The organism is Nocardioides bruguierae, from assembly GCF_023656415.1.
GTDB classification, from domain to species: domain Bacteria; phylum Actinomycetota; class Actinomycetes; order Propionibacteriales; family Nocardioidaceae; genus Nocardioides; species Nocardioides bruguierae.
The window spans coordinates 377312-395190 of the sequence record NZ_JAMOIL010000001.1; the positions used below are offsets into that span (position 1 = coordinate 377312).

Consider the following 17879-nt stretch of genomic DNA (forward strand, 5'->3'; position numbering starts at 1 on the left):
CGTCCAAGGCCGTCCGCGAGCGACGAGCACTCGCGACGATCCGTGTGCTCGCTGCGGCCGGAACATCCCCAGACTCGCAGCCAACTGGCCAGAAGGCCGACTCTGCAACATCTGCTACTACGACGCCGTGCACACCCGCGGAACCTGCGCAGAGTGCCTCCAGGATCGGCTCCTACCGGGCCTGCGCGCCACCGATCGCCAGCCGATCTGCTCGACATGCGCTGAGATCCCCGTCGACTTCCACTGCGAGCGCTGCGACGTCGAAGCAGCGAGACATCGCGGACGGCTCTGCGTCCGCTGCGCACTACGCGACGACCTCCACGGGCTGCTCGGCGGCGTGCCAAGCGATCCCGCACTGCTCGGCCTGGTCGATGCTCTCTGCGCGTCGGACAGGCCCGAGTCGATCCTCGTTTGGAAGCGGTCGGCCAAGGTCCAGGAGCTGCTTCGCGGGCTCGGTAACGGCGCCATCGCCGCGTCGCACGAGGGTCTCGACTCCGTGCCCGGCAAGCCCGCCGAGCATCTCCGGGCGCTGATGCAGCACCACGGTCTACTCCCCCCTCGCGACCCCTACCTGCCGCGCTTCGAGAACTGGATCGAAGCCAAGCTCGACGGACTCCCCGATGAGGTACGGCAGCCGGTTCAGCACTTCGCCTCGTGGCACCACCTGCGGCGCATCCGCGCCAAGGCCGGGGCTGGCGCACCCACTCGGGGGCCAATCCACTCCGCGAAGCAGGAGATCACCGAAACGGTGAAGTTCCTCGTGTGGCTCCACGAGACGTATCAGCGCACCGCGGCCACCTGCACTCAGCAGGACGTCGACGAGTGGCTCGCCGCCGGCCCGACGACGCGCAGTGCGATCAGGACGTTCTTCGTAGTCGCGAAGCAGGCGCGTCTCAATACGGCGGTGACTGTTCAGCACCGATCCGCGAAGAGCAGCCCATCTCTCAGTCAGGACCAACGGCTCGCCTGGATCCACGAGCTCTTCACGGGCACTAGCGAGTCACTCCCCTACCGCGTCGCCGGGATGCTCCTGTTGCTCTACGCCCAGCCGCTGGTCAAGGTCGTCACCTTTCCGACCAGCATCGTCGACGACGCCGACTCTGGGATGAGCATCGTTCTCGGCACGCATCCGACCGATGTTCCCGAGCCGTTCGCCTCGCTCATCAGGGAGCACCTTGCCGCACGACCGAACCTACGCACGGGCGCCGGATCCGACAGCCCGGGGCTTTTTCCAAGCACGCTGGCGGGGCGGCACCTGCATCCCAACACCGTCATGGACCGGCTCCGCGACCTCGGCATCAACCTCCTCGGCGCCCGCAACCGGGCCATCGGCGAGCTCGTCCTCGAGTGCCCGCCCTCCCTCGTCGCCGAGGCCCTCGGCTACAGCGCCCAGGTCGCGTTCCTCCACGCTGACAAGGCCGCCGAGCCCTGGGCACGCTACGCCGGGCGATCTACGTTGTGAGCCGGGGCCTGGGGACGAGGTCGACCGATCCCGGCGCACCTCCAGAGCGGGGGCGCGCAACTCGTGCTGAACCGTAAAGAATCGGGCGCTGACGTTACGGATCCGGTCAACCGTAAAGAGACGCAAGGCAGTCCCACCCGGGCACTCTCTCGCCCCGCAAGCCGATGGGCTCGCGGAGCGTCGCCAGTACGGGATCCCGTATCGGGAGTCTCTCCAGAGGAGTGCTGGATCTACTTTGCGAGGGCTCAAGCGTGCTGTTTGCACGTTCTCCAGGAATCCCCGTCAATGTGGTGGTGTAGCAGCGGATTGCTCGCGGCCGGCCCGCCCCTCATTGGTCACTGCGGCAGATACTTGCGTCCAGACAAGCCCTTCTGGCCTGATCTCGTCTCGTTCACCGCCCTCGCGGTAGCCGTGCGGCCAGCCAGACGGCGGCGGTCATGCCGAGGAGCACGGCGGCGTAGGCGGCGCCGGCGCCGTTGGCGAGCGAGCCCTGCAGGGCCTCACGCCGTTTGGGCTCGAGCGCCAGCATTGCCTCTAGCCCTCCGTCGAGCCCCGGCGTCGATGCGGCGACCAGCAGCGTGAGGGCGACCGCGACGACGGCGGTGCCGAGCGCGCTCGCGAGCTGCTGCCCCAGGGCCAGCAGGGTGGTGCCGGCGGGCGTCCGATGACCGTCGAGGTCTCGCACGGCCATCGTCATGGCCGGCATCAGTGTGCAGCCCGATCCGACTCCAACCAGTGCCCCGGCCGCGCCGAGCACGGCGTACGAAGCCTCACCCCGCACGGCGAGCAGCAGCGCGAGCGAGCCGATCGCACCGAGCGCGACGCCGAGCCGCACGACACGTCGCGGGTCGCAGCGGTCGACGGCGCGAGTGGCGACCTGAAGGGTCAGGCCGGTCGCGACGGCCTGCGGCAGCGTGAGCAGCCCGGCCACCAGCGCGCTGTCACCGCGCACCCCCTGCACCACCACCGGCAGCACGGACATGCCACCGAAGTAGGCCGCGCCGAAGCAGGCGAGGACGGCGAGCCCGTGCGCCAGCGGCCCGTGCGCCAGCAGCCGCAGGTCGACGAGCGGCCGCCGGCTGCAGAGGGCGTGCCGCACGAAGACGGCGAGCAACGCCAACGCCACCATGAGCGCCAGCACCGCGCGAGCACCGACCTGTCCGTCACGCCCGACCTCGGCTGCGGCGACCACGAGGAGTGTCGCGCCGGGCGGGAGCAGCAACAGGCCGACGAGGTCGAGCGGCGGCCGGTCGGGCTCGGGTGCCTGGCGCGGCACGAGCCGCAGGCACAGCGCCACGACCGCGGCGCCCAGGGGCGCGTTGATCGCGAAGATCCAGCGCCACGAGGCCTGGTCGACCAGCAGGCCCGACAGCGGCGGGCCGAGGACGGGCCCGACGAGGACCGGCAGCCCGAGCAGGGCCATGACGCGACCACGCTGGTCGCGGCCCACGCTGCGCAGCGCGATGGCCTGGCCCACCGGGTTGAGCAGGCCGCCGCCGAGGCCCTGGACGACCCGGGCCGCGACGAGCCAGCCGATCTCCGGCGCGAGGGCGGCTGCCAGCGACGCGAGGCCGAAGACGACGACGGCCGCGACGTACGTGTGCCGCGCGCCCCACCGCGCCGCCGCCCAGCCTGCGACGGGGATGACGGCCACGATCCCGAGCAGGTAGCCCGTGGTGATCCACTGCCCCACCGGCAGGGTGGTCCCGAGGTCTGCCACCACACGGGGCAGCGCGACCACGGTGACCGTCGTGTCCAGCACCGCGAGCAGCCCGCCGAGGGCGAGCACGAGGGCGGCCCGCCGGGCGGCCACCGCGGGGCCGTCGTCGCGCTCGCGCCCGCGTCGCCGCAGGCCGGTGTCGTTCACGCGGAGGACCGGGCGTGGTCGGCGCGTAGCCCCTGCAGCGCCCCGCCCCACGCTTCGACCTGGTCGAGCACCCCGTCGAGCTGGCGCTCGGGGTGCTCGGTCGGGGCCACCGCGCCGTCGGCGTCCACGTCGTCCCGCAGGGAGATGCCGACCTGGTTGCGCACCGTCGCCAGCTGCAGCTCCGCGGCCACGAGGCGCAACTGCTCGACGGCACGGTGGCCGCCGTCCATCCCGTAGGACACGAAGCCGACCGCCTTGTCGTTCCACTCTGCGTAGAGGTGGTCCAGGGCGTTCTTCAGCGCACCGCTCGGGCCGTGGTTGTACTCCGGCGTCACGACGACGAAGCCGTCGAGGGCCGCCACCGCCCGCGCCCACGCCAGCGTCGCCGGCCGCTCGTAGCGACCGGCCATGGGCGCCACCGGATCGGCGAGGTTCGGCAGGTCGTGGTCGGCGAGGTCGACCACCTCGTAGGCCGCTCCGGCGCGGCCCTGCGCCCGTGCGTGCACCCAGTCCGCGACCTCGCGACCGCGTCGTCCAGCGCGGGTGCTCCCGACAATGATCCCGATCCTCAGCACGTCGTGCCCTCCTCGTCCAGGCGCCCGGGTGGCGCCACCGGACGGCGACGCTAGGACCTCGACATTTGTAGAGGTCAAGGCGCACAGTGGTGGGCATGAGCAGCGACACGACCCCCCGCAGGGACGGCAGCAACAGCGCGGCGCCCCCGGCTCGCAGCATCGGCGAGGTCGCCGAAGAGGCGGGCGTGCCGGTCACCGCGGTTCGGTTCTACGCCGACCACGGCGTCCTCGCCGCGACCCGCGACGGCGGCAACCGCCGCCGCTTCGACGACTCGGCCTCGTGCCGGATCCGCGTCGCCAAGCTCGCCCAGCGGGTCGGCCTGACGGTCCGCGAGATCGGCGACCTCTTCGGCACCCTGCCCCCCGACCCCGACCCCGAGGACTGGCGCGCGGTCGCCGAGACCCTGGTCAGCGACGCCGAGCAACGCGTCGCCGACCTGCGCCGCTGCCTGGATCAGCTCGAGTCGGGCGGCAAACTCTGCGAGGCCGTCGACCGGCTCTGACGGGCCGCCAAGACCGAAGCGCTCCGGGGTGGCCGATCAAAGCGCTGTGCCCAGCATTTTTTCGCGGTCGGGATCGCAGCCCGGGACGGACGCGACCCATCGAGCGCCGTTGGCGTCCCGATTGGGGATCCCGCACCGGCGACGTGCTTGCGCACTCTAGGCTCGTGTGATGGCGCGTGGCGGAGGCGCAGGTCGTACCGAGGATCCGGTATCGCTGGCTCGCGGAGCGGCTGACTGGCTCGTGGTCTCGCGCCGCGCCGGTGCGGGAGATGTCTCGCTGTACCACGGGCAGGCAGGGATCGGGCTGGCGCTGCTGGAGGCGTTTGAGTACTTCGGCGATGAGCGTCATGCCCGCGCTGCTGCCGAGACAGCTGAGGAGCTCGCCGCGAGCATCGAGGACCTGCAGGACTGTTCGCTGTACTTCGGCCTGGCCGGTGTCGCTGTCGCGCTGGGCTCGTTGGGTCGCGGCGACGCCGCCGAGCACGCTCTGGACCGGGTTGCTGCCCGTGTCGACGGTCGACGCTGGAGCCCCATGTTCGAGCTGTTCGCGGGCAACGCCGGGATCGGGCTCGGCGCCCTCGCCGCCGGTGACGTCGATTTGGCGGTGACGGCGGTGACGCCCTACCTGAGCACGGCTGATCGCACTGAACATGGTGTGAACTGGGCGGTCCGTCCATCGCCGGCGCGATCGCACCACATGGCGCACGGGACCCTGGGCATCGTCTACGCGCTGGCTGCAGTCGGGCGAGCGGCCGGGCGCGCCGACCTGGTCGACCTCGCCCTGGCCGGTGCGGCGGACGTCGTCGCGCGCAACGAGGCCGGACCCGACGCCTTCCTGGTACCGCACTCCGACCCGCCCCACCGACCAGAACTCATCGAGCGGTACAGCCTGGGCTGGTGCAACGGCCCGGCAGGAGACGCGCAGGCCTTCCGCCTGCTCGCCGCCGTCACGGGGGACCCAGCCTGGGACGATCTGGTCGACCGCTGCTGGACCACGATCACCAGGTCCGGGCTGCCGAGCCGGATCCGGCCGGGATTCTGGGACAACAACGGACGCTGCTGCGGCACCGCCGGCGTGCTCGCGCTGGCCGGCGACCGGATCGTCGAACGCGGTGAGGGCTCCGACTTCGCCGAGGTCCTCCTCGCAGACCTCACCGCGCGCGCCACCATCGACGAGGACGGTGTGCGCTGGTCCAACCACGAGCACCGGGCCACCGACCCGGAGCTGGCACCCCACCCCGGGTGGGCGATGGGCAACGCGGGCATCCTCCGAGAGCTGCTCCGCTATGCGCGCCTCGTGGGCGGAGACTTCAGCGGGTACGCGACCCAGTGGCCCGACCACCCGGTCGCACACCACCAGGTCGCGGCGACGACGCCGGTGGGTCGAGTCCGTGGCGATCGGACGGGACGCGTCCCGTGACGTCGCGTGCTGGCCCTCGACGAGAGCCGATCGGCGGTGGGGCCCGGTGACGAAGCAGGTTCCCGGCCCCGACGAGCTCCCGGTCGGGGTCCTCAACGACGTGGCCGCGGTGCTCGGCGCGGGGGTCACCGTTCGGGGTCGTCTGCGTGGCGGGGTCAACGCGGGCGGCTTGCGTGTGGAGGTCGTCGGCGGCGGAGACGCCGTACTCAAGGTGGAACGGCTCACGCATCCGGGGCAATTCGAGGGGCTGGTGCGGGCACGAAGAATCGTCGAGCGCATGCGTGGGCGGGGCTATCCGACCCCGGCATGGCTCTGTGTGGGGTCGACGGACACCCACGTCTGGCACCTGGCGGACTTCATTGACGCGGCCCATGCGGCCACGCTGACCCCGTCGATCGTGGAGCAGCTGATGGCGATCGTCGAGCTCCAAGCCGGCCAGGCCTTTGAGCCTTACGACCACTGGTCGTTCGCGTGGCGCATCGTCCACGGTGACGAGCTGACTCCCGACGGACCACCGTGGGAGGAGGCGCCGGAGCAGGTGACGCTGCGCCGGTCCGTCGCCCGGCTGGCGAGCCACTCTCGCGAGGTGTCGGCGCTGATCCAGCGGGGACGGCTGATGTGTGCGGGCGCCGCACCGCCAGGCGCGGCACCGGACATGGTCCATGCCGATCTCAATCCGAGCAACGTCCTGGTCCGGGACGGCGTGGTCGTGGCGATCGTCGACGTCGCAAACGCGGGAAGCGGCACCCGGGCCACCGACCTCACCACGTTGCAGTGGCACACGTTCACCGAGCCGCTGGACAGGGTCCGTCATCGTCTGCGCGAGAGGATCGTCGGCCTGGTCGGTTGGCAGCGAGCCGCAGAGCTGACCGCGGCACACACTCTCCTGCAGCTCGAGTGGGCACGGCGACTCGGCAGCAACGACCTCCTCGCGACAGTCGTCGGTCGCGGCCATCTCGCTCTCGACGAGCTGGACGCGCACACTCGATGACCGACCGGGACGTCCCTCCCCAGCTGCTGATCAGCGATGCCGAGCCAGGAGCAGCCACCGGTGACGGCTGCTGCTGATCGATCGTCCTCGCAGGATGATCGCGGGGGAAAGCGCCGGCGCGGGTTGCGTCGAGGAGGATGCGGTGATGAGGATGCGGTGATGCGGATCGAGCCGTTCAGCCCACGTCACGCTGCGGGCATCGCGGACCTCTGTCGAGACCTCGGATGGCCCTCGTACTCCGACGTCGACACGGTGTTGAAAGGCTGCTGTGCTGCCGGGGTGATCGTGCTAGTGGCTGTCGTCGATGACGGGAGCGTGGTGGGGTTCGCGCAGGTCATGGGTGACGGCGTCGTGCAGTCCTTCTTGGCCCAGCTGGCGGTCGCAGCCACGCACCGACGCACCGGGATCGCTCGAGCCCTCGTCGATCAGGCCTTCGCAGCAAGCGGGACCGAGCGGATGGATGTGCTCACCGACGACGCCGAGCCGTTCTACAAGTCGTTCCCACACAAGACGAAACTGGGCTACCGCATCTACCCCGCGTAGCAATGAGCTCGTCGAGCGAACCGGTGAGGGATCGGCTCGCGGAGCGTCGCCAGTACGGGATCCCGTACCGTGTCGCTCCGCGAGCCAGTGACAACCGGGCTCGCGGACTCCCGTGTCTCCTAACGACGTCGCCGCTTCTTCGCGTCATAGGAAAAAGCCCATGCGCTGAATCCAGCGATAGCGATCGGTACTAAGCCGACAAGCTTTTCTGCGCCCGCTCCTAATACGAAAAATAGAATCCCTACAAAAATTGCTCCGCCAACCAGTGTTATTCGCACGCCGTTCTCCACAGTGCCTCTTTTCGTCAACTTTAATTCGCTTGAGGCGTCAAACAAGACGTCGAAGCGCCGGTCTCGCTCCCACCCGGGGCTGGTGCAATGGTAAACCGCGAGGGTGTCGTCGTCCTGAACACGATCGTGTCCGCTTGAACTTGCCCTAGGTTGGCTCCATTTTCGAGGTGCTGCTGGGAGCCGGATCAATCATCTACGGCGTCTACATGATTGCGACTGCCCGGCGGACGAGCGAGAAGCGGGGCGATCATAAGTTCTTCGGCTACTCGTCATACGGGGTGGCGAATCTACGCGCGGTTGGAGCGGGCTTCGGCCTTATCGGGGCATTCGCGCTGACGACCGAGCTCGGAGTCTGGAACTAGAACCGCGCCCGCTCATGCCGAGAGCGGATCGGCTTTTGGAAGCGCCTGGACCGGGCGTCGAAGGGGAGTGCCCCCGTACGGCATCACGCACCTCGACGACCGCGCGGATTGCAAGCATGTGAGTGCGCTTCGCTCGACGCTACTGGACGAGCAGACAGAAGGGATGTCCGGCCGGATCCGCGAGAACGTACAGAGGTTCTCCATCGTCCTCCGAGCGGTCGTACAACAACCGAGCGCCCAAAGTCTCAGCGTGCTCGCGATGCCTCTCCAGTTCCTCGACTGTGGGCACCTTAAAGTCCATGTGCATCTGTATCGGGACTTGCTCGGAGGGCCACGTAGGGGCGGTGGTTTCCTTCTTCTCCTGCACGGTCACCACTCGATTGCCACCGTCATCGAGCAAGACCAGCCAGTCCGTGTCATCGATGCTGCCGTCGGTCGGTGGCTCTTCACCATCCCGGTAGTGCAGCCCGAGCAACTGCCGGTAGAACTCGGCCAAGCCACGACAGTCTTGCGCGTCGATTGCGGTGTGAAGCAAGACGGGGTGGCCGGACATGGCATCTCCTTCGCGTCGTCGATCATCACCGTACCGCCGCCACCGACGACCTCACATCGGCTGACCGGGCGTGTGGGCGATGTCAAGATGGCTGGACTCGAGCTGGCCTCCGATCGCCGGCATCGAGGTGTCCCGCTCGACCAACCTGTCGCGGCGAGCGGCCGGCTCAATCGGCCCCACCAGGCTCGACGACCGGGCAGTGACCGATTGAGGATGGCTCGTGTAGCGGCCCGGTGCGGGATCGGCTCGCGGAGCTCACCAGTGCAGGATCGGCCCGCAGAGCTCACCAGTGCAGGATCCCGCGCCGTTACCGCCGAGCGTGGCCAACCCTGCGGAATCCTCCGGCGCCGTGAACACAAGCGGCATGATGGGCATGATGGGCATGTGGTTCATGTGGCTCGCTTGGTGACCTTCGTCGAGGCTGATGACCCTGTCGCTGACCCGCGGCAGATGTCGGTATCGGCGCGCCACGAGGCCGTCCTTACGAACGGCGGCCGTGTGCTGCTCCTGGCTGACCGGGGCTGGAGCGCGTCGGGCCCGCCCAGCATCTGGGCGATGGCCTCGGTCGAGGAGATCGTGGACACGGCGCGCATGGTTGTCGGCCCGGACGAGCCATTCGGTGGACGCTCGCAGAAGAACATGGAGGAAGACCACTGGTCCTCACTTGCTGCGGTCCTCCAACGCCGAGGCGTTGAGGTGGACGCCGCGGAGTTGGGACGGCTACCGCACGATGTCGTGCTAGGCGAGCAGTTGCTCGCGCGCGTCGGCCACCAGCCGGACGACGGCGTCCAGTCCTCCTAACGCCGCTGCGCGGGTGTGCTTGCGTCGCCATACGCGGATGGTCAACCGGAGCGTGACCGCGCAGGGATGGGCTCGCGAATTCGAACTCCGCTCGGCGAATCAGAGTTCGAAAGCTGTCGCGCGCGCTGGCACCTCGAGCTCGCGCTGGAGTACGAGCTCGGGCACAGCAGCGGGATGTCCGCCAGGGTAGAGACGACGCTCGAGCTCGTTGAAGCCTCGCGCTAGGTAGAACGGCAGGCCATGCTCGTTGTCGGCGAGGACAGCGACCTTCTGCGTGGTGGCCCCTAGCGCTCGCTGCTGTTCTGTCACGTACTCCAGCAGTCGCGAACCGATGCCGAGGCCCCGCCGGTCTAGTTCCAGATAGATGACGTACAGCTGACCGACGCCTTCGGCGACGAGACCACCTCCTGCAGCCCCGACCACCTCACCATCGACCTCGGCGACGACATAGCCCTGCCAAGAAGGCGTGAAACCTGCCGGATCGACCTCGCCGCTGATCCGCTCCTCGGAGTAGAACTCGCCGGCGAGCTCATCGACGACCTTGCTCGGCAGGAGGGCCGACGAGACGAATCTGAAGCCGCGATCACAGATGTGGCCGATCTTCGGAACGTCTGAACCCTCTGCAAGGCGGACCGAAACAGCGGAAACAGTTTGAGACATGCCCGAATCGTGACACGCAAGGGGCGCCCAAGACGTCGCCGTGGGCCTGCCAGCAGCAGTCCCACAAGGCGAACCCTGGGCGGGACGCACCCTGGTCACGGCCTCGGCGCCGTCGCGACCGTCCCGGAAGACCCGTCCGGATGTGTGTTCCGGTGAGCGGTCGCTCTGTGGCAACCCGAGTCCCGTCGCGGGCCAATACGCCGGGTCTTGATACGCAGGCTGTCCACTACCGCTGGCGTGCGACCGCTCAGCGTCGCGTCGTCATCCGCGCGTGCACCAGGTTCAGGTTCACGAACCCCTGCCCCACGACGGCGACCGCGAGCGCGCCAAGGGCGCCCTCGACAACTACGTCCACGTCAGCGGCAACGCCGGCTGACGGAAGCGCCTCAACGCAGACTATCGAGCTGGGATCGGTCGCAGCTTGAACATCAAGATGCCGAGGTACTTGTTCATCACCGCCTGCTTGTGCGGGTAGCGCCCAGCGGCTTCGTCAGGCATCTGCGGCTCGACTGCGATCTCGATCCACAGCCCGGCCGCGCTGAAGGTGTTCAACAGGTCAGACATCGTGTACGGCCGCTTGGTCAGGGTTACCTGATCGTCCCAGTTGCGGTGCCGGTAAGCGAACGACTCGGTGGCGAAGTACTCCTCCCCCAGCGACGTCCCGTTCTGCTCCGATCGCTCGATCGCGTACCGGATCGGCTGGGTCCTGGTGAGCAAGATGAAACCGTCCTCGGTCAACATCTCGCGCGCGGTCTGTAGTGCCTTGACCCCATCCGCGGCATAGCCGAAGGACTGAAGGAACAGAATCCGGTCGAACCGACGACCGTTGAGCCCGGGCACCGCCCCAAGATCCGACAGGTCTCCCTCGATGAGCTCGACGCCTGGAGGAGCCTCGATGAAGTTCCCGCTGATGTCGACGCCGACGGAAGGGCCGGCACCTTCGACGGCCAGTTGCGCAATCTTCGTTCCATTGCCACAGCCGGCGTCCAAGACGGCGAGTCCGGCGACGTCGCCGAGAAGGGTGCGCTGCGCCGGCCACTCGACGAGACGATCGAGCGAATCCTCGCGGGCGCGGGCCTGCTCGAAGCCGGAGGACAGCGTCTGCCATGGACGGCTCGCGTTGCCGCCGGCCGGGTCAGCAGGGTGAGTTCCCGAGTGTTCCTCAGCCATGAGCGAATGATGCCGGAAGAGCAAACCGGGCGCAGACACTGCTCCGCCTATCGTGAGGGCGTGCTTCCAGACCCGACCCCGAGACTTCGGTTTCGCCAGATGACTGCGGGAGACCTCTCGGAGATCGCGACCCTCCAGATAGGAGGATCGCGCGGGCCGTCCGGCTGGATCGAGTGGACGCAACGCAACTACGATGAGCACGGGTTCGGGCTCTGGGTGATCGAGACTCACACCGGCGACTTCGTTGGCGACTGCGGTCTGACCATGCAGGAGGTCGAGGGCGAGTGGTTCGTCGAAGCCGGCTGGCACGTGCGATCGGACCTGCAGCGTCAGGGATATGCCAGTGAGGCAGCCGCTGCGGTTCGGGCAGCTGCCGCAGCCGCCCACATCGAGCATCTCGTCGCAATCATTCGCCCGGCCAACATCGCCTCCCAACAAGTCGCGATGAACATCGGCCTTGCACTCGAGCGCGAAGTGCACAAGAACGGCGGTCCCGCGCTCGTCTTCGGCGCCGACCTTGCGATCTGACGAGTTGCGTCAGATCCAGTCAGACGGATCTGGCAGCTTGGTCCCAGTCATTGCGACTCACCACCGGCCAGCCGGCCCGTCATGCGTCAGTTTCAATGAGACGGGAAACTCGCTGGCCAGACTGAACCCAGCGCTGACCAGGGGAAGCGCAGCACGGGACGTCGTCGTGACGTTGGTGCAACTTCAGAGCATCGCGTATGGCTGGTCACGCGAGCGCTCCCCAGCGCTCCGGGGCACCCAGATCGCCTCCGAGTCGGTAGCTGCGAGCCTGGTTCGGAGCAACCTCTCTGGGAGGGGCCATCGGATGCCCCGCATTGGGATCGACGATGACGACTGTCTCCAGGCCACATCCGGCGCGACGCGCTGCGATCGCCCGGGCGGCATGCACGATTGCCTCGCCCGCTATCTCGCGGCTGCGCTCATAGGCGTCGCTTCGCGAGTCCCGGACTGCCGGAGGAGCGCAGCCTCGGCGCCACACGAGTGACAAAGTACGCCCGATCGCGTGTCAAGCGGACTGGTCGTTGAGGCGCAAGATCTGGAGGCGCTCCCCTGCCGTCATGTCCGACACCGCGAGAACCTTCTGGAGCACCGCAGACTTCCGGGCGATGTAGGTCTCGATGTCCATGCTGGGGTCTACTGCGAGCGCCAGCTTCACAGCCGCGTATTCGTCTCGCAGATCCGCCCGAGCGCGGAGTACCTCGCGCACGGCGAGGTGATTGCGAACGTGGAGCGTTTCGGCGCGACAGACATAGACGTTCCGCCGTGGACTCTCGTCTGGAGCGTAGAAGGCCTCCCGATCGGCAACGCCCAGGTCGCCACGGTGAACGTACCCAGCGGAGCCCATGGCGGCCACCGCCTTCGCCATCTCCTTGCCGTCGACGATGACGTCAATGTCCAAGATGGGCTTGGCCGCGAGCCCGGGAACGGAGGTGGAGCCCACGTGCTCGACTCGCGCGGAAGCCAACCCGGTGAGAGCCTGCCGCAGATCCCTTGCGACCACCTCAAACTGCGCTGGCCACGCCGACGAGTACGGGACGACTAAGACAGGCACCGGGTGATCCCTCAGCCCCGCGTGGTCATCCGCGCGTGCACCAGGTTCAGGTTCACGAGCCCCTGCCCCACGACGGCGACCGCCAGGCCGACGTCGCCGATCGCCGGGAGCACGCCGTCACTGGCGACCGCCCCGCGCACCAGGATCATCAGCGCGACGCCGCACGAGAGCGCCAGCCAGGTCCACGCCAGCGCCAGGAGCACCGACCACGCGCGCGACGGCGTCACGACGGTCACCGCCGGCCGGTGCTGGCGCGCCGGCAGCCACGCGACGTCGCGCGGGATCGGCGTCGGCGCCACCGGCGGCGGCTCGACGGCCCTCATGGCGGCGATCTCGGCGGCAGCGCGACCGTGACGTGACGGACCCGAGGAGTTCACGCGGGCAAGACTGCTCTCCGATGTGACCGCTGTCATGCATTCGTCGACACTCGTCGACGCGGTCAAGACCACCGGAACGAAGCGGACGCGATCTCGCCCGCGCCGCGTCTCGGTGTGGCATGCACCAGCGGAACGGACAGTGCCACCAGTACGCGTCAGCCGGCAGCCAGCCGCTCCAGCGCCTCCCCGGTGACGCGCTGCACGGTCCACTCGTCCATCCCGACGGCGCCGACGGACCGGTAGAACCCGATGGCGGGCTCGTTCCAGTCCAGCACCGTCCACTCGAAGCGTCGGTACCCCTGGGCGACGCACTCCGCGGCCAGTGCCACCAGCAGCGCCTTCCCGTAGCCGTGCTTGCGGTGCTCCTCCTCGACGAAGAGGTCCTCGAGGTAGAGGCCGTGTCGGCCGGTCCAGGTGGAGAAGGTCAGGAACCACACCGCGATCGCGACGACCCGGCCGTCCCGCTCCACCACGTGGGCGCTCACCTGCGGCGCGTCGCCGAACAGCGCCGTGGTCAGGTCGGCCTCGGTGGTCTCCACCGCGTCCGGCTCCCGCTCGTAGACCGCCAGCGCGTGGATGCAGGCCAGGATGCCCGCCTCGTCACCCGGCCGCGCCCGTCGCAGCACCGCACCGTCGTCCAGGACCCTGCTCTGCTCGCTCACGCCCCGAACCTAGCCGCGGGATGGCCTAGATTGCGCTCGTGTCCACGCCCGCCCGCGCGCTCCACGACCTGCTGGAGCCGGTGCACCTGGTGACCTACTTCTCCGAGGAGCCCACCGCCCAGCTGGAGCGGCTCGGGCTGCGCGGCTACTGGGACGGCTACATGGCCGGCCGCGCGGCACCCCTGGGCACCGCCTCGGCCGCGGTCGTGCACGCCGCGTTCTACAACTTCTTCCCCGGCGAGGTCGCCCGCCACGTCCCCCGGGTCTGGCGGGTGACCACGCCCGAGGAGGCCCTTCGCGCACGGCAGGACGGGGCGGTGCTGGCGCTGCGCCGCATCCTGGGCCCGCTGGCCGACTCCCCCGGCCTCGCCGAGGCCGCCGACCTGGCCACCGCGGCGGCGGCCGGTGCCCCGGTCGAGGGACGGGTGCTGAGCGCGGCGCTGCAGGCGCTGCCGGCACCGCAGGAACCGGTGGCCCGGCTCTGGCACGCCGCCACCGTGCTGCGCGAGCACCGCGGCGACGGGCACCACGCCGCACTGGTGGCCCACGACGTGCGCGGCCCGGAGGCCCACCTGCTGCTCTGGGCGTCGCTGGGCCACTCCCCCCGCACCTTCGGCCGCGTGCACCACCGACCGGCGCGGGACCTGGACCCGCTCATCGCGCGACTGCAGGGTGCGGGGCTGCTCGACGAGCTCGAGCGCATCACCGACCGTGGCCTCGCGCTGCGCGCGTCCGTCGAGGAGGCCACGGACGCCGCGGCTCGCCCGGCCTACGACGCGCTGGGCGAGGCAGGCGTCGCGCGCCTGGTCGAGACGATGGCCCCGATCACGACCCGGCTGCTGGAGACGGGCTCCCGGTGAGCGCCGGCACGACGTGGTCGCGCAGCAGCGGGGCCAGGTCCTCCTCGGGCGTGGCCAGCGAGGACCACCGCAGCTCGGCGATCTCGCCGGACCGGACGGGCTCGCCCGGGAGGTCCGCCGCGTAGACGGTCGAGACGACCGAACGGCCCGGCTCGTTGGCCGCAGGGGCCGCGAACTCCCCCAGCAGCCGCAGGTCGGCGGCGGCCACGTCCAGCGCGACCTCCTCGGACACCTCGCGGCGGGCCGCCTCGAGCGGGGTCTCCCCCGGCTCGAGCTTGCCGCCGGGCAGCAGGAACATGGTCGTGCCGGCCTTGCGTACGGTCAGCAGCCGTCCGTCACGGACGAACGCGACCGCAGCGAGGATGAAGGGCTCCACGGGACGCCAGCCTGGCACGGCGTCGCCGCCGGCACCTACCCGGCCGATCGAGGCCCACGAACGTCAGGTCAGACCTGGCGGTCGTGGTGCCACAGCGAGCACGCGCCGCCCTCGTGGCCGCGCACGACCCCGCGGCATCCGCGGTCGTCGGCCGGCACGTCGACCCCGAGCAGGCGGCAGTCGCAGGCCTCGGACTCCCCGCGGCGCGGGTCCAGCGAGGCCTGCGCGGGCGCGTGCAGGTCGCGGAAGCGCCGGGACCAGCGCAGCGTGCCGTCGCAGCCGAGCTCGTCGGTGGTACGGGCGACGTAGCAGCGCAGGCACTCCCCCGGCCGCGGGTCGACCAGGTCGGCCGCCACGGCGCGCAGCTCGTCCTCCAGCGCCCGGACGAGACGGGTCTCCTTGCGCGTGAGGCGCCGGAACCGGTCGCTGGGGGCCTGCCAGGTGCTGGGGCCGGCGGTGGTCGGCTCGTCCACGGGCTCGGACATGAGGGTCCACACGGCCGCGTCGGCGCCCAGGTAGGCCATGGGGCTCGCGCCGAGCAGCCAGCTCCAGCGGCTGCCGCGCGCACGCCGGAGCTCGGTGCACGCGCAGCGCGAGCAGTCGGTGCCGGGGCGGTAGTGCTCGTGGTGAGCGGCGGCGTGGCCGCACTGGCACTGCGGGGAGCGGGTCATCGTGGTCTCCGGGGGACGGTGGTGGCGGTCGGCGCCGGGGGGAGGCGTGCTGCTGCCCCCGACACCACCACCACGCGCGCCCGGGCAGAAGGGTCCTTCACACCTTCCTCATCCCCCCGGCCGGAACCAGTCCATCCCCTTCACACGGATCCCCCGAGGCAGGACCTTCGTCCTGCTGACCTGGGAAAACGGACCCGCCCGGCCATCATCACCCCTCCATCACCCCTCCGCCTCGGCACGCAGCGTCAGCGAGAGCCCTCCCACGACGAGGACGACGGCGGACAAGCCGAGGCCCCACAGCGTCGAGGACTCGGGCGCACCCACCAGGGCCAGTGCCGCTCCCCAGGTCCCCACGACCACGCCGACCAGCGCCGACGCTCGCCCCGCCCAGCGGCCGAGGACCGTGCCCGGTGGGCCGACCCGCGCGGGGCCGGACGAGGCCAGCGCCGCACACAGGTGGGCGAGCAGCAGGCTGGTCGCGCCGACGACGGGCCCGGCGTCGTCGAGGCGTGGGTCGGCGATCAGCCACCAGACGAGGACCACCAGCGAGACCACGATCCCGACGACCGAGTCGGGCACGACGGCCCACACGACGCTCAAGCCCAGCAGGACGACGCTCAGCCACGACCAGGGCCTCGTCCCCGAGCCGGCCGTGCACCACAGCGCCGCCAGCGGGAGCAGGAGGACGCCGAGCCGGAGGAGCCGCTGCGTCGGCGCGCTCTCGGACCACCGCCCCCAGGCGTCGCCCACGACACTCGAGGACAGCCGCGCCCGGGAGAACGGCACGGAGGACGACAGCGACCTCACCAGGTTCATCGCGCCACCCGGTGCGGTGCCCGGCCACGGCGGGAGAGGCCGCGCAGGACCTCCTCCAGGGACGCCGGCCCGCTCCACCGCACGACGGCGCAGCCGGCGGCCTCGACCCGGGCCAGCAAGGACTCCCGCTCGAGCAGTCGCAGGCGCCAGGCCAGGTCCGCGACGTCGGCCCGCAGGCCGTCGCGCGCCTCCAGCCGGGCGCCGCCACCGAGCGTGTCGACGACGATGAGCGGCAGTCCGCGCTGGGAGATCGCGGCGACGGACGAGGTGACGCGGTCGTCCAGCAGCGAGGAGAGCACCACCACCAGCGTCCCGCCCGGCAGGTGACCGACCGGGAGCCGCGCTCCCCCGGCCGTCCGCGAGGCCACGGACCCGGGATCGGCGCGCACGCCGGCCAGCACGCCCAGGAGCCGCCGCTGGTGCCGGCGTCCGCTGCCCGGTCGCAGCTCGCGGGGGACGCCGCCGGAGAGGACCCGCAGGCCCACCCGGTCGCCGCGGCCGGTCAGCCGCTCCCCCAGGGCCGCCGCGACGCGGACGCCCGTGTCGAGGCTGCTCTCGCGCCCGCCGGCACCCTCGGAGGTGCCCTGGTCGCCGTAGGCGTCGACCAGCAGCAGGACGCCGCCGTCGACCTCGGCCCGACTGGTCACCACGTGCAGCTCTCCGGTGCGCAGCGAGACCCGCCAGTTGATCCTTCGCAGCCGGTCGCCGGGGGCGAAGGCCCGGATGTCGTCCGGCTCGACCCCGCTGCCCGCCCGGCGCGCCGCGTGGGCACCGACGAGCCCGTCGGGGTCGGGGTGGGCGGCGCTCGTGGCCAGCGTGGCGGGCCGCGGCAGGACGTGCAGCGCCGGCGGCAGCAGCGGCACCGGGCCCCACGCCCACCCGTCCCAGCCCGCGGTGGCGCCCACGCCCACCCCGCCGGGCTGGTGCGGTCCCCACCGGCGGGCCTCCAGCCCGAGGCGCACCCGCACGGAGCCGTCCGTGCGGGGCGTGGCGCGGGCGACGTCGACCTGCTGCGTCCCGCGCCACGGGCGCAGCCGCAGCCAGGGCACCTGGTCGGCCACGACCGTGAGGGTCTCGGCCTCCTGCGCCTCGGCGACGTCGACGTGCAGCGTCGTGGTCGCGCCCTCGGTCAGCACGTGCTCGCGGACGCCCACGACGGCGCGCGGCGCCTGGCCCGGACGCAGCACCAGCTGCACGAGGACCAGCACCACCCACGGCGCCACGAGCACGAGCACCACCAGCCGACCGCTCACCACCGCCAGCCCGAGGCCCAGGCAGGCGACGACGATGCCGCGCACCAGCACCGGCGACATCCGCCAGCCCGTGAGCTGCTGCTCCACG

Annotated in this window: 20 protein-coding genes; 8 read left to right on the forward strand and 12 right to left on the reverse strand. The window is 70.6% G+C overall.

Features of this window, described 5'->3' with window-relative positions:
* Positions 1 to 127: 127 nt before the first annotated feature.
* Positions 128 to 1462 (forward strand): hypothetical protein, encoded by a 1335-nt coding sequence (locus M8330_RS01855; protein ID WP_250825940.1) that lies wholly within the window; start codon positions 128 to 130, stop codon positions 1460 to 1462.
* A 391-nt stretch (positions 1463 to 1853) separates the two neighbouring features.
* Here M8330_RS01855 and M8330_RS01860 read toward each other — a convergent pair whose 3' ends face one another.
* Together M8330_RS01860 and M8330_RS01865 are read right to left on the reverse strand one after the other, a co-directional pair.
* Complete coding sequence (locus M8330_RS01860; RefSeq protein ID WP_250825941.1) at positions 1854 to 3329, reverse strand: DHA2 family efflux MFS transporter permease subunit; 1476 nt, start codon at positions 3327 to 3329, stop codon at positions 1854 to 1856.
* Complete coding sequence (locus M8330_RS01865; protein ID WP_250825942.1) at positions 3326 to 3904, reverse strand: NADPH-dependent FMN reductase; 579 nt, start codon at positions 3902 to 3904, stop codon at positions 3326 to 3328. Before M8330_RS01865 ends, M8330_RS01860 begins: the two co-directional genes overlap by 4 nt.
* A 95-nt stretch (positions 3905 to 3999) precedes the next feature.
* Between M8330_RS01865 and M8330_RS01870 the strand changes: the two genes are divergently transcribed.
* From M8330_RS01870 to M8330_RS01885, 4 genes are all read left to right on the forward strand, one after another.
* Positions 4000 to 4407 (forward strand): MerR family transcriptional regulator, encoded by a 408-nt coding sequence (locus M8330_RS01870; protein WP_250825943.1) that lies wholly within the window; start codon positions 4000 to 4002, stop codon positions 4405 to 4407.
* A gap of 169 nt (positions 4408 to 4576) precedes the next feature.
* Positions 4577 to 5827 carry a lanthionine synthetase LanC family protein gene (locus M8330_RS01875; protein WP_250825944.1) on the forward strand — a complete coding sequence of 417 codons (1251 nt, stop codon included), beginning with the start codon at positions 4577 to 4579 and terminating at the stop codon, positions 5825 to 5827.
* 46 nt (positions 5828 to 5873) lie between these two features.
* A complete protein-coding gene (locus M8330_RS01880; protein ID WP_250825945.1) occupies positions 5874 to 6818 on the forward strand; it encodes a phosphotransferase in 945 nt (314 codons plus the stop codon).
* Between the two features lie 159 nt (positions 6819 to 6977).
* Positions 6978 to 7361 carry a GNAT family N-acetyltransferase gene (locus tag M8330_RS01885; RefSeq protein ID WP_250825946.1) on the forward strand — a complete coding sequence of 128 codons (384 nt, stop codon included), beginning with the start codon at positions 6978 to 6980 and terminating at the stop codon, positions 7359 to 7361.
* Positions 7362 to 8152: 791 nt separating this feature from the next.
* Here M8330_RS01885 and M8330_RS01890 read toward each other — a convergent pair.
* Entirely contained in the window at positions 8153 to 8566 is a 414-nt protein-coding gene (locus M8330_RS01890; protein WP_284704051.1) for a VOC family protein, read from the reverse strand.
* Between the two features lie 405 nt (positions 8567 to 8971).
* On the opposite strand from M8330_RS01890, the gene M8330_RS01895 reads away from it, so the two are divergent.
* Positions 8972 to 9367, forward strand: coding sequence for a hypothetical protein (locus M8330_RS01895; protein ID WP_250825948.1), 396 nt, complete (start codon positions 8972 to 8974; stop codon positions 9365 to 9367).
* A 99-nt stretch (positions 9368 to 9466) separates the two neighbouring features.
* Here the strand turns inward: M8330_RS01895 and M8330_RS01900 are convergent, their stop codons facing one another.
* Both M8330_RS01900 and M8330_RS01905 read right to left on the reverse strand, forming a co-directional pair.
* The gene (locus tag M8330_RS01900; RefSeq protein WP_250825949.1) at positions 9467 to 10027 is read right to left on the reverse strand and encodes a GNAT family N-acetyltransferase; all 561 of its coding nucleotides are present in this window, start codon (positions 10025 to 10027) and stop codon (positions 9467 to 9469) included.
* Between the two features lie 396 nt (positions 10028 to 10423).
* A complete protein-coding gene (locus M8330_RS01905; RefSeq protein WP_250825950.1) occupies positions 10424 to 11197 on the reverse strand; it encodes a class I SAM-dependent methyltransferase in 774 nt (257 codons plus the stop codon).
* A 60-nt stretch (positions 11198 to 11257) separates the two neighbouring features.
* Here M8330_RS01905 and M8330_RS01910 point away from each other — a divergent pair, with 60 nt between their 5' ends.
* Positions 11258 to 11725, forward strand: coding sequence for a GNAT family N-acetyltransferase (locus M8330_RS01910; protein WP_250054529.1), 468 nt, complete (start codon positions 11258 to 11260; stop codon positions 11723 to 11725).
* A 505-nt stretch (positions 11726 to 12230) separates the two neighbouring features.
* On the opposite strand, the gene M8330_RS01915 is transcribed toward M8330_RS01910, so the two are convergent.
* From M8330_RS01915 to M8330_RS01925, 3 genes are all read right to left on the reverse strand, one after another.
* Positions 12231 to 12776 (reverse strand): GrpB family protein, encoded by a 546-nt coding sequence (locus M8330_RS01915; RefSeq protein ID WP_250825951.1) that lies wholly within the window; start codon positions 12774 to 12776, stop codon positions 12231 to 12233.
* Between the two features lie 11 nt (positions 12777 to 12787).
* Entirely contained in the window at positions 12788 to 13099 is a 312-nt protein-coding gene (locus tag M8330_RS01920) for a hypothetical protein (protein ID WP_250825952.1), read from the reverse strand.
* A gap of 209 nt (positions 13100 to 13308) precedes the next feature.
* On the reverse strand, positions 13309 to 13815 hold the full coding sequence (locus M8330_RS01925) for a GNAT family N-acetyltransferase (protein WP_250825953.1): 507 nt from the start codon (positions 13813 to 13815) through the stop codon (positions 13309 to 13311).
* A 38-nt stretch (positions 13816 to 13853) separates the two neighbouring features.
* On the opposite strand from M8330_RS01925, the gene M8330_RS01930 reads away from it, so the two are divergent.
* On the forward strand, positions 13854 to 14675 hold the full coding sequence (locus M8330_RS01930; RefSeq protein ID WP_250825954.1) for an SCO6745 family protein: 822 nt from the start codon (positions 13854 to 13856) through the stop codon (positions 14673 to 14675).
* Here the strand turns inward: M8330_RS01930 and M8330_RS01935 are convergent.
* The 4 genes from M8330_RS01935 to M8330_RS01950 all read right to left on the reverse strand — a co-directional run bounded on the left by M8330_RS01935 (position 14641) and on the right by M8330_RS01950 (position 17878).
* Entirely contained in the window at positions 14641 to 15051 is a 411-nt protein-coding gene (locus M8330_RS01935) for an NUDIX hydrolase (protein ID WP_308196220.1), read from the reverse strand. The genes M8330_RS01930 and M8330_RS01935 overlap by 35 nt on opposite strands.
* A gap of 68 nt (positions 15052 to 15119) precedes the next feature.
* Positions 15120 to 15722 (reverse strand): DUF2695 domain-containing protein, encoded by a 603-nt coding sequence (locus tag M8330_RS01940; RefSeq protein WP_250825955.1) that lies wholly within the window; start codon positions 15720 to 15722, stop codon positions 15120 to 15122.
* A gap of 219 nt (positions 15723 to 15941) precedes the next feature.
* Positions 15942 to 16538: a hypothetical protein gene (locus M8330_RS01945; protein ID WP_250825956.1), complete on the reverse strand. Its 597-nt coding sequence runs from the start codon at positions 16536 to 16538 to the stop codon at positions 15942 to 15944.
* Positions 16535 to 17878, reverse strand: a complete 1344-nt coding sequence (locus tag M8330_RS01950) for a DUF58 domain-containing protein (RefSeq protein WP_250825957.1) — start codon at positions 17876 to 17878, stop codon at positions 16535 to 16537. Before M8330_RS01950 ends, M8330_RS01945 begins: the two co-directional genes overlap by 4 nt.
* Between the last annotated feature and the right edge of the window lies 1 nt (position 17879).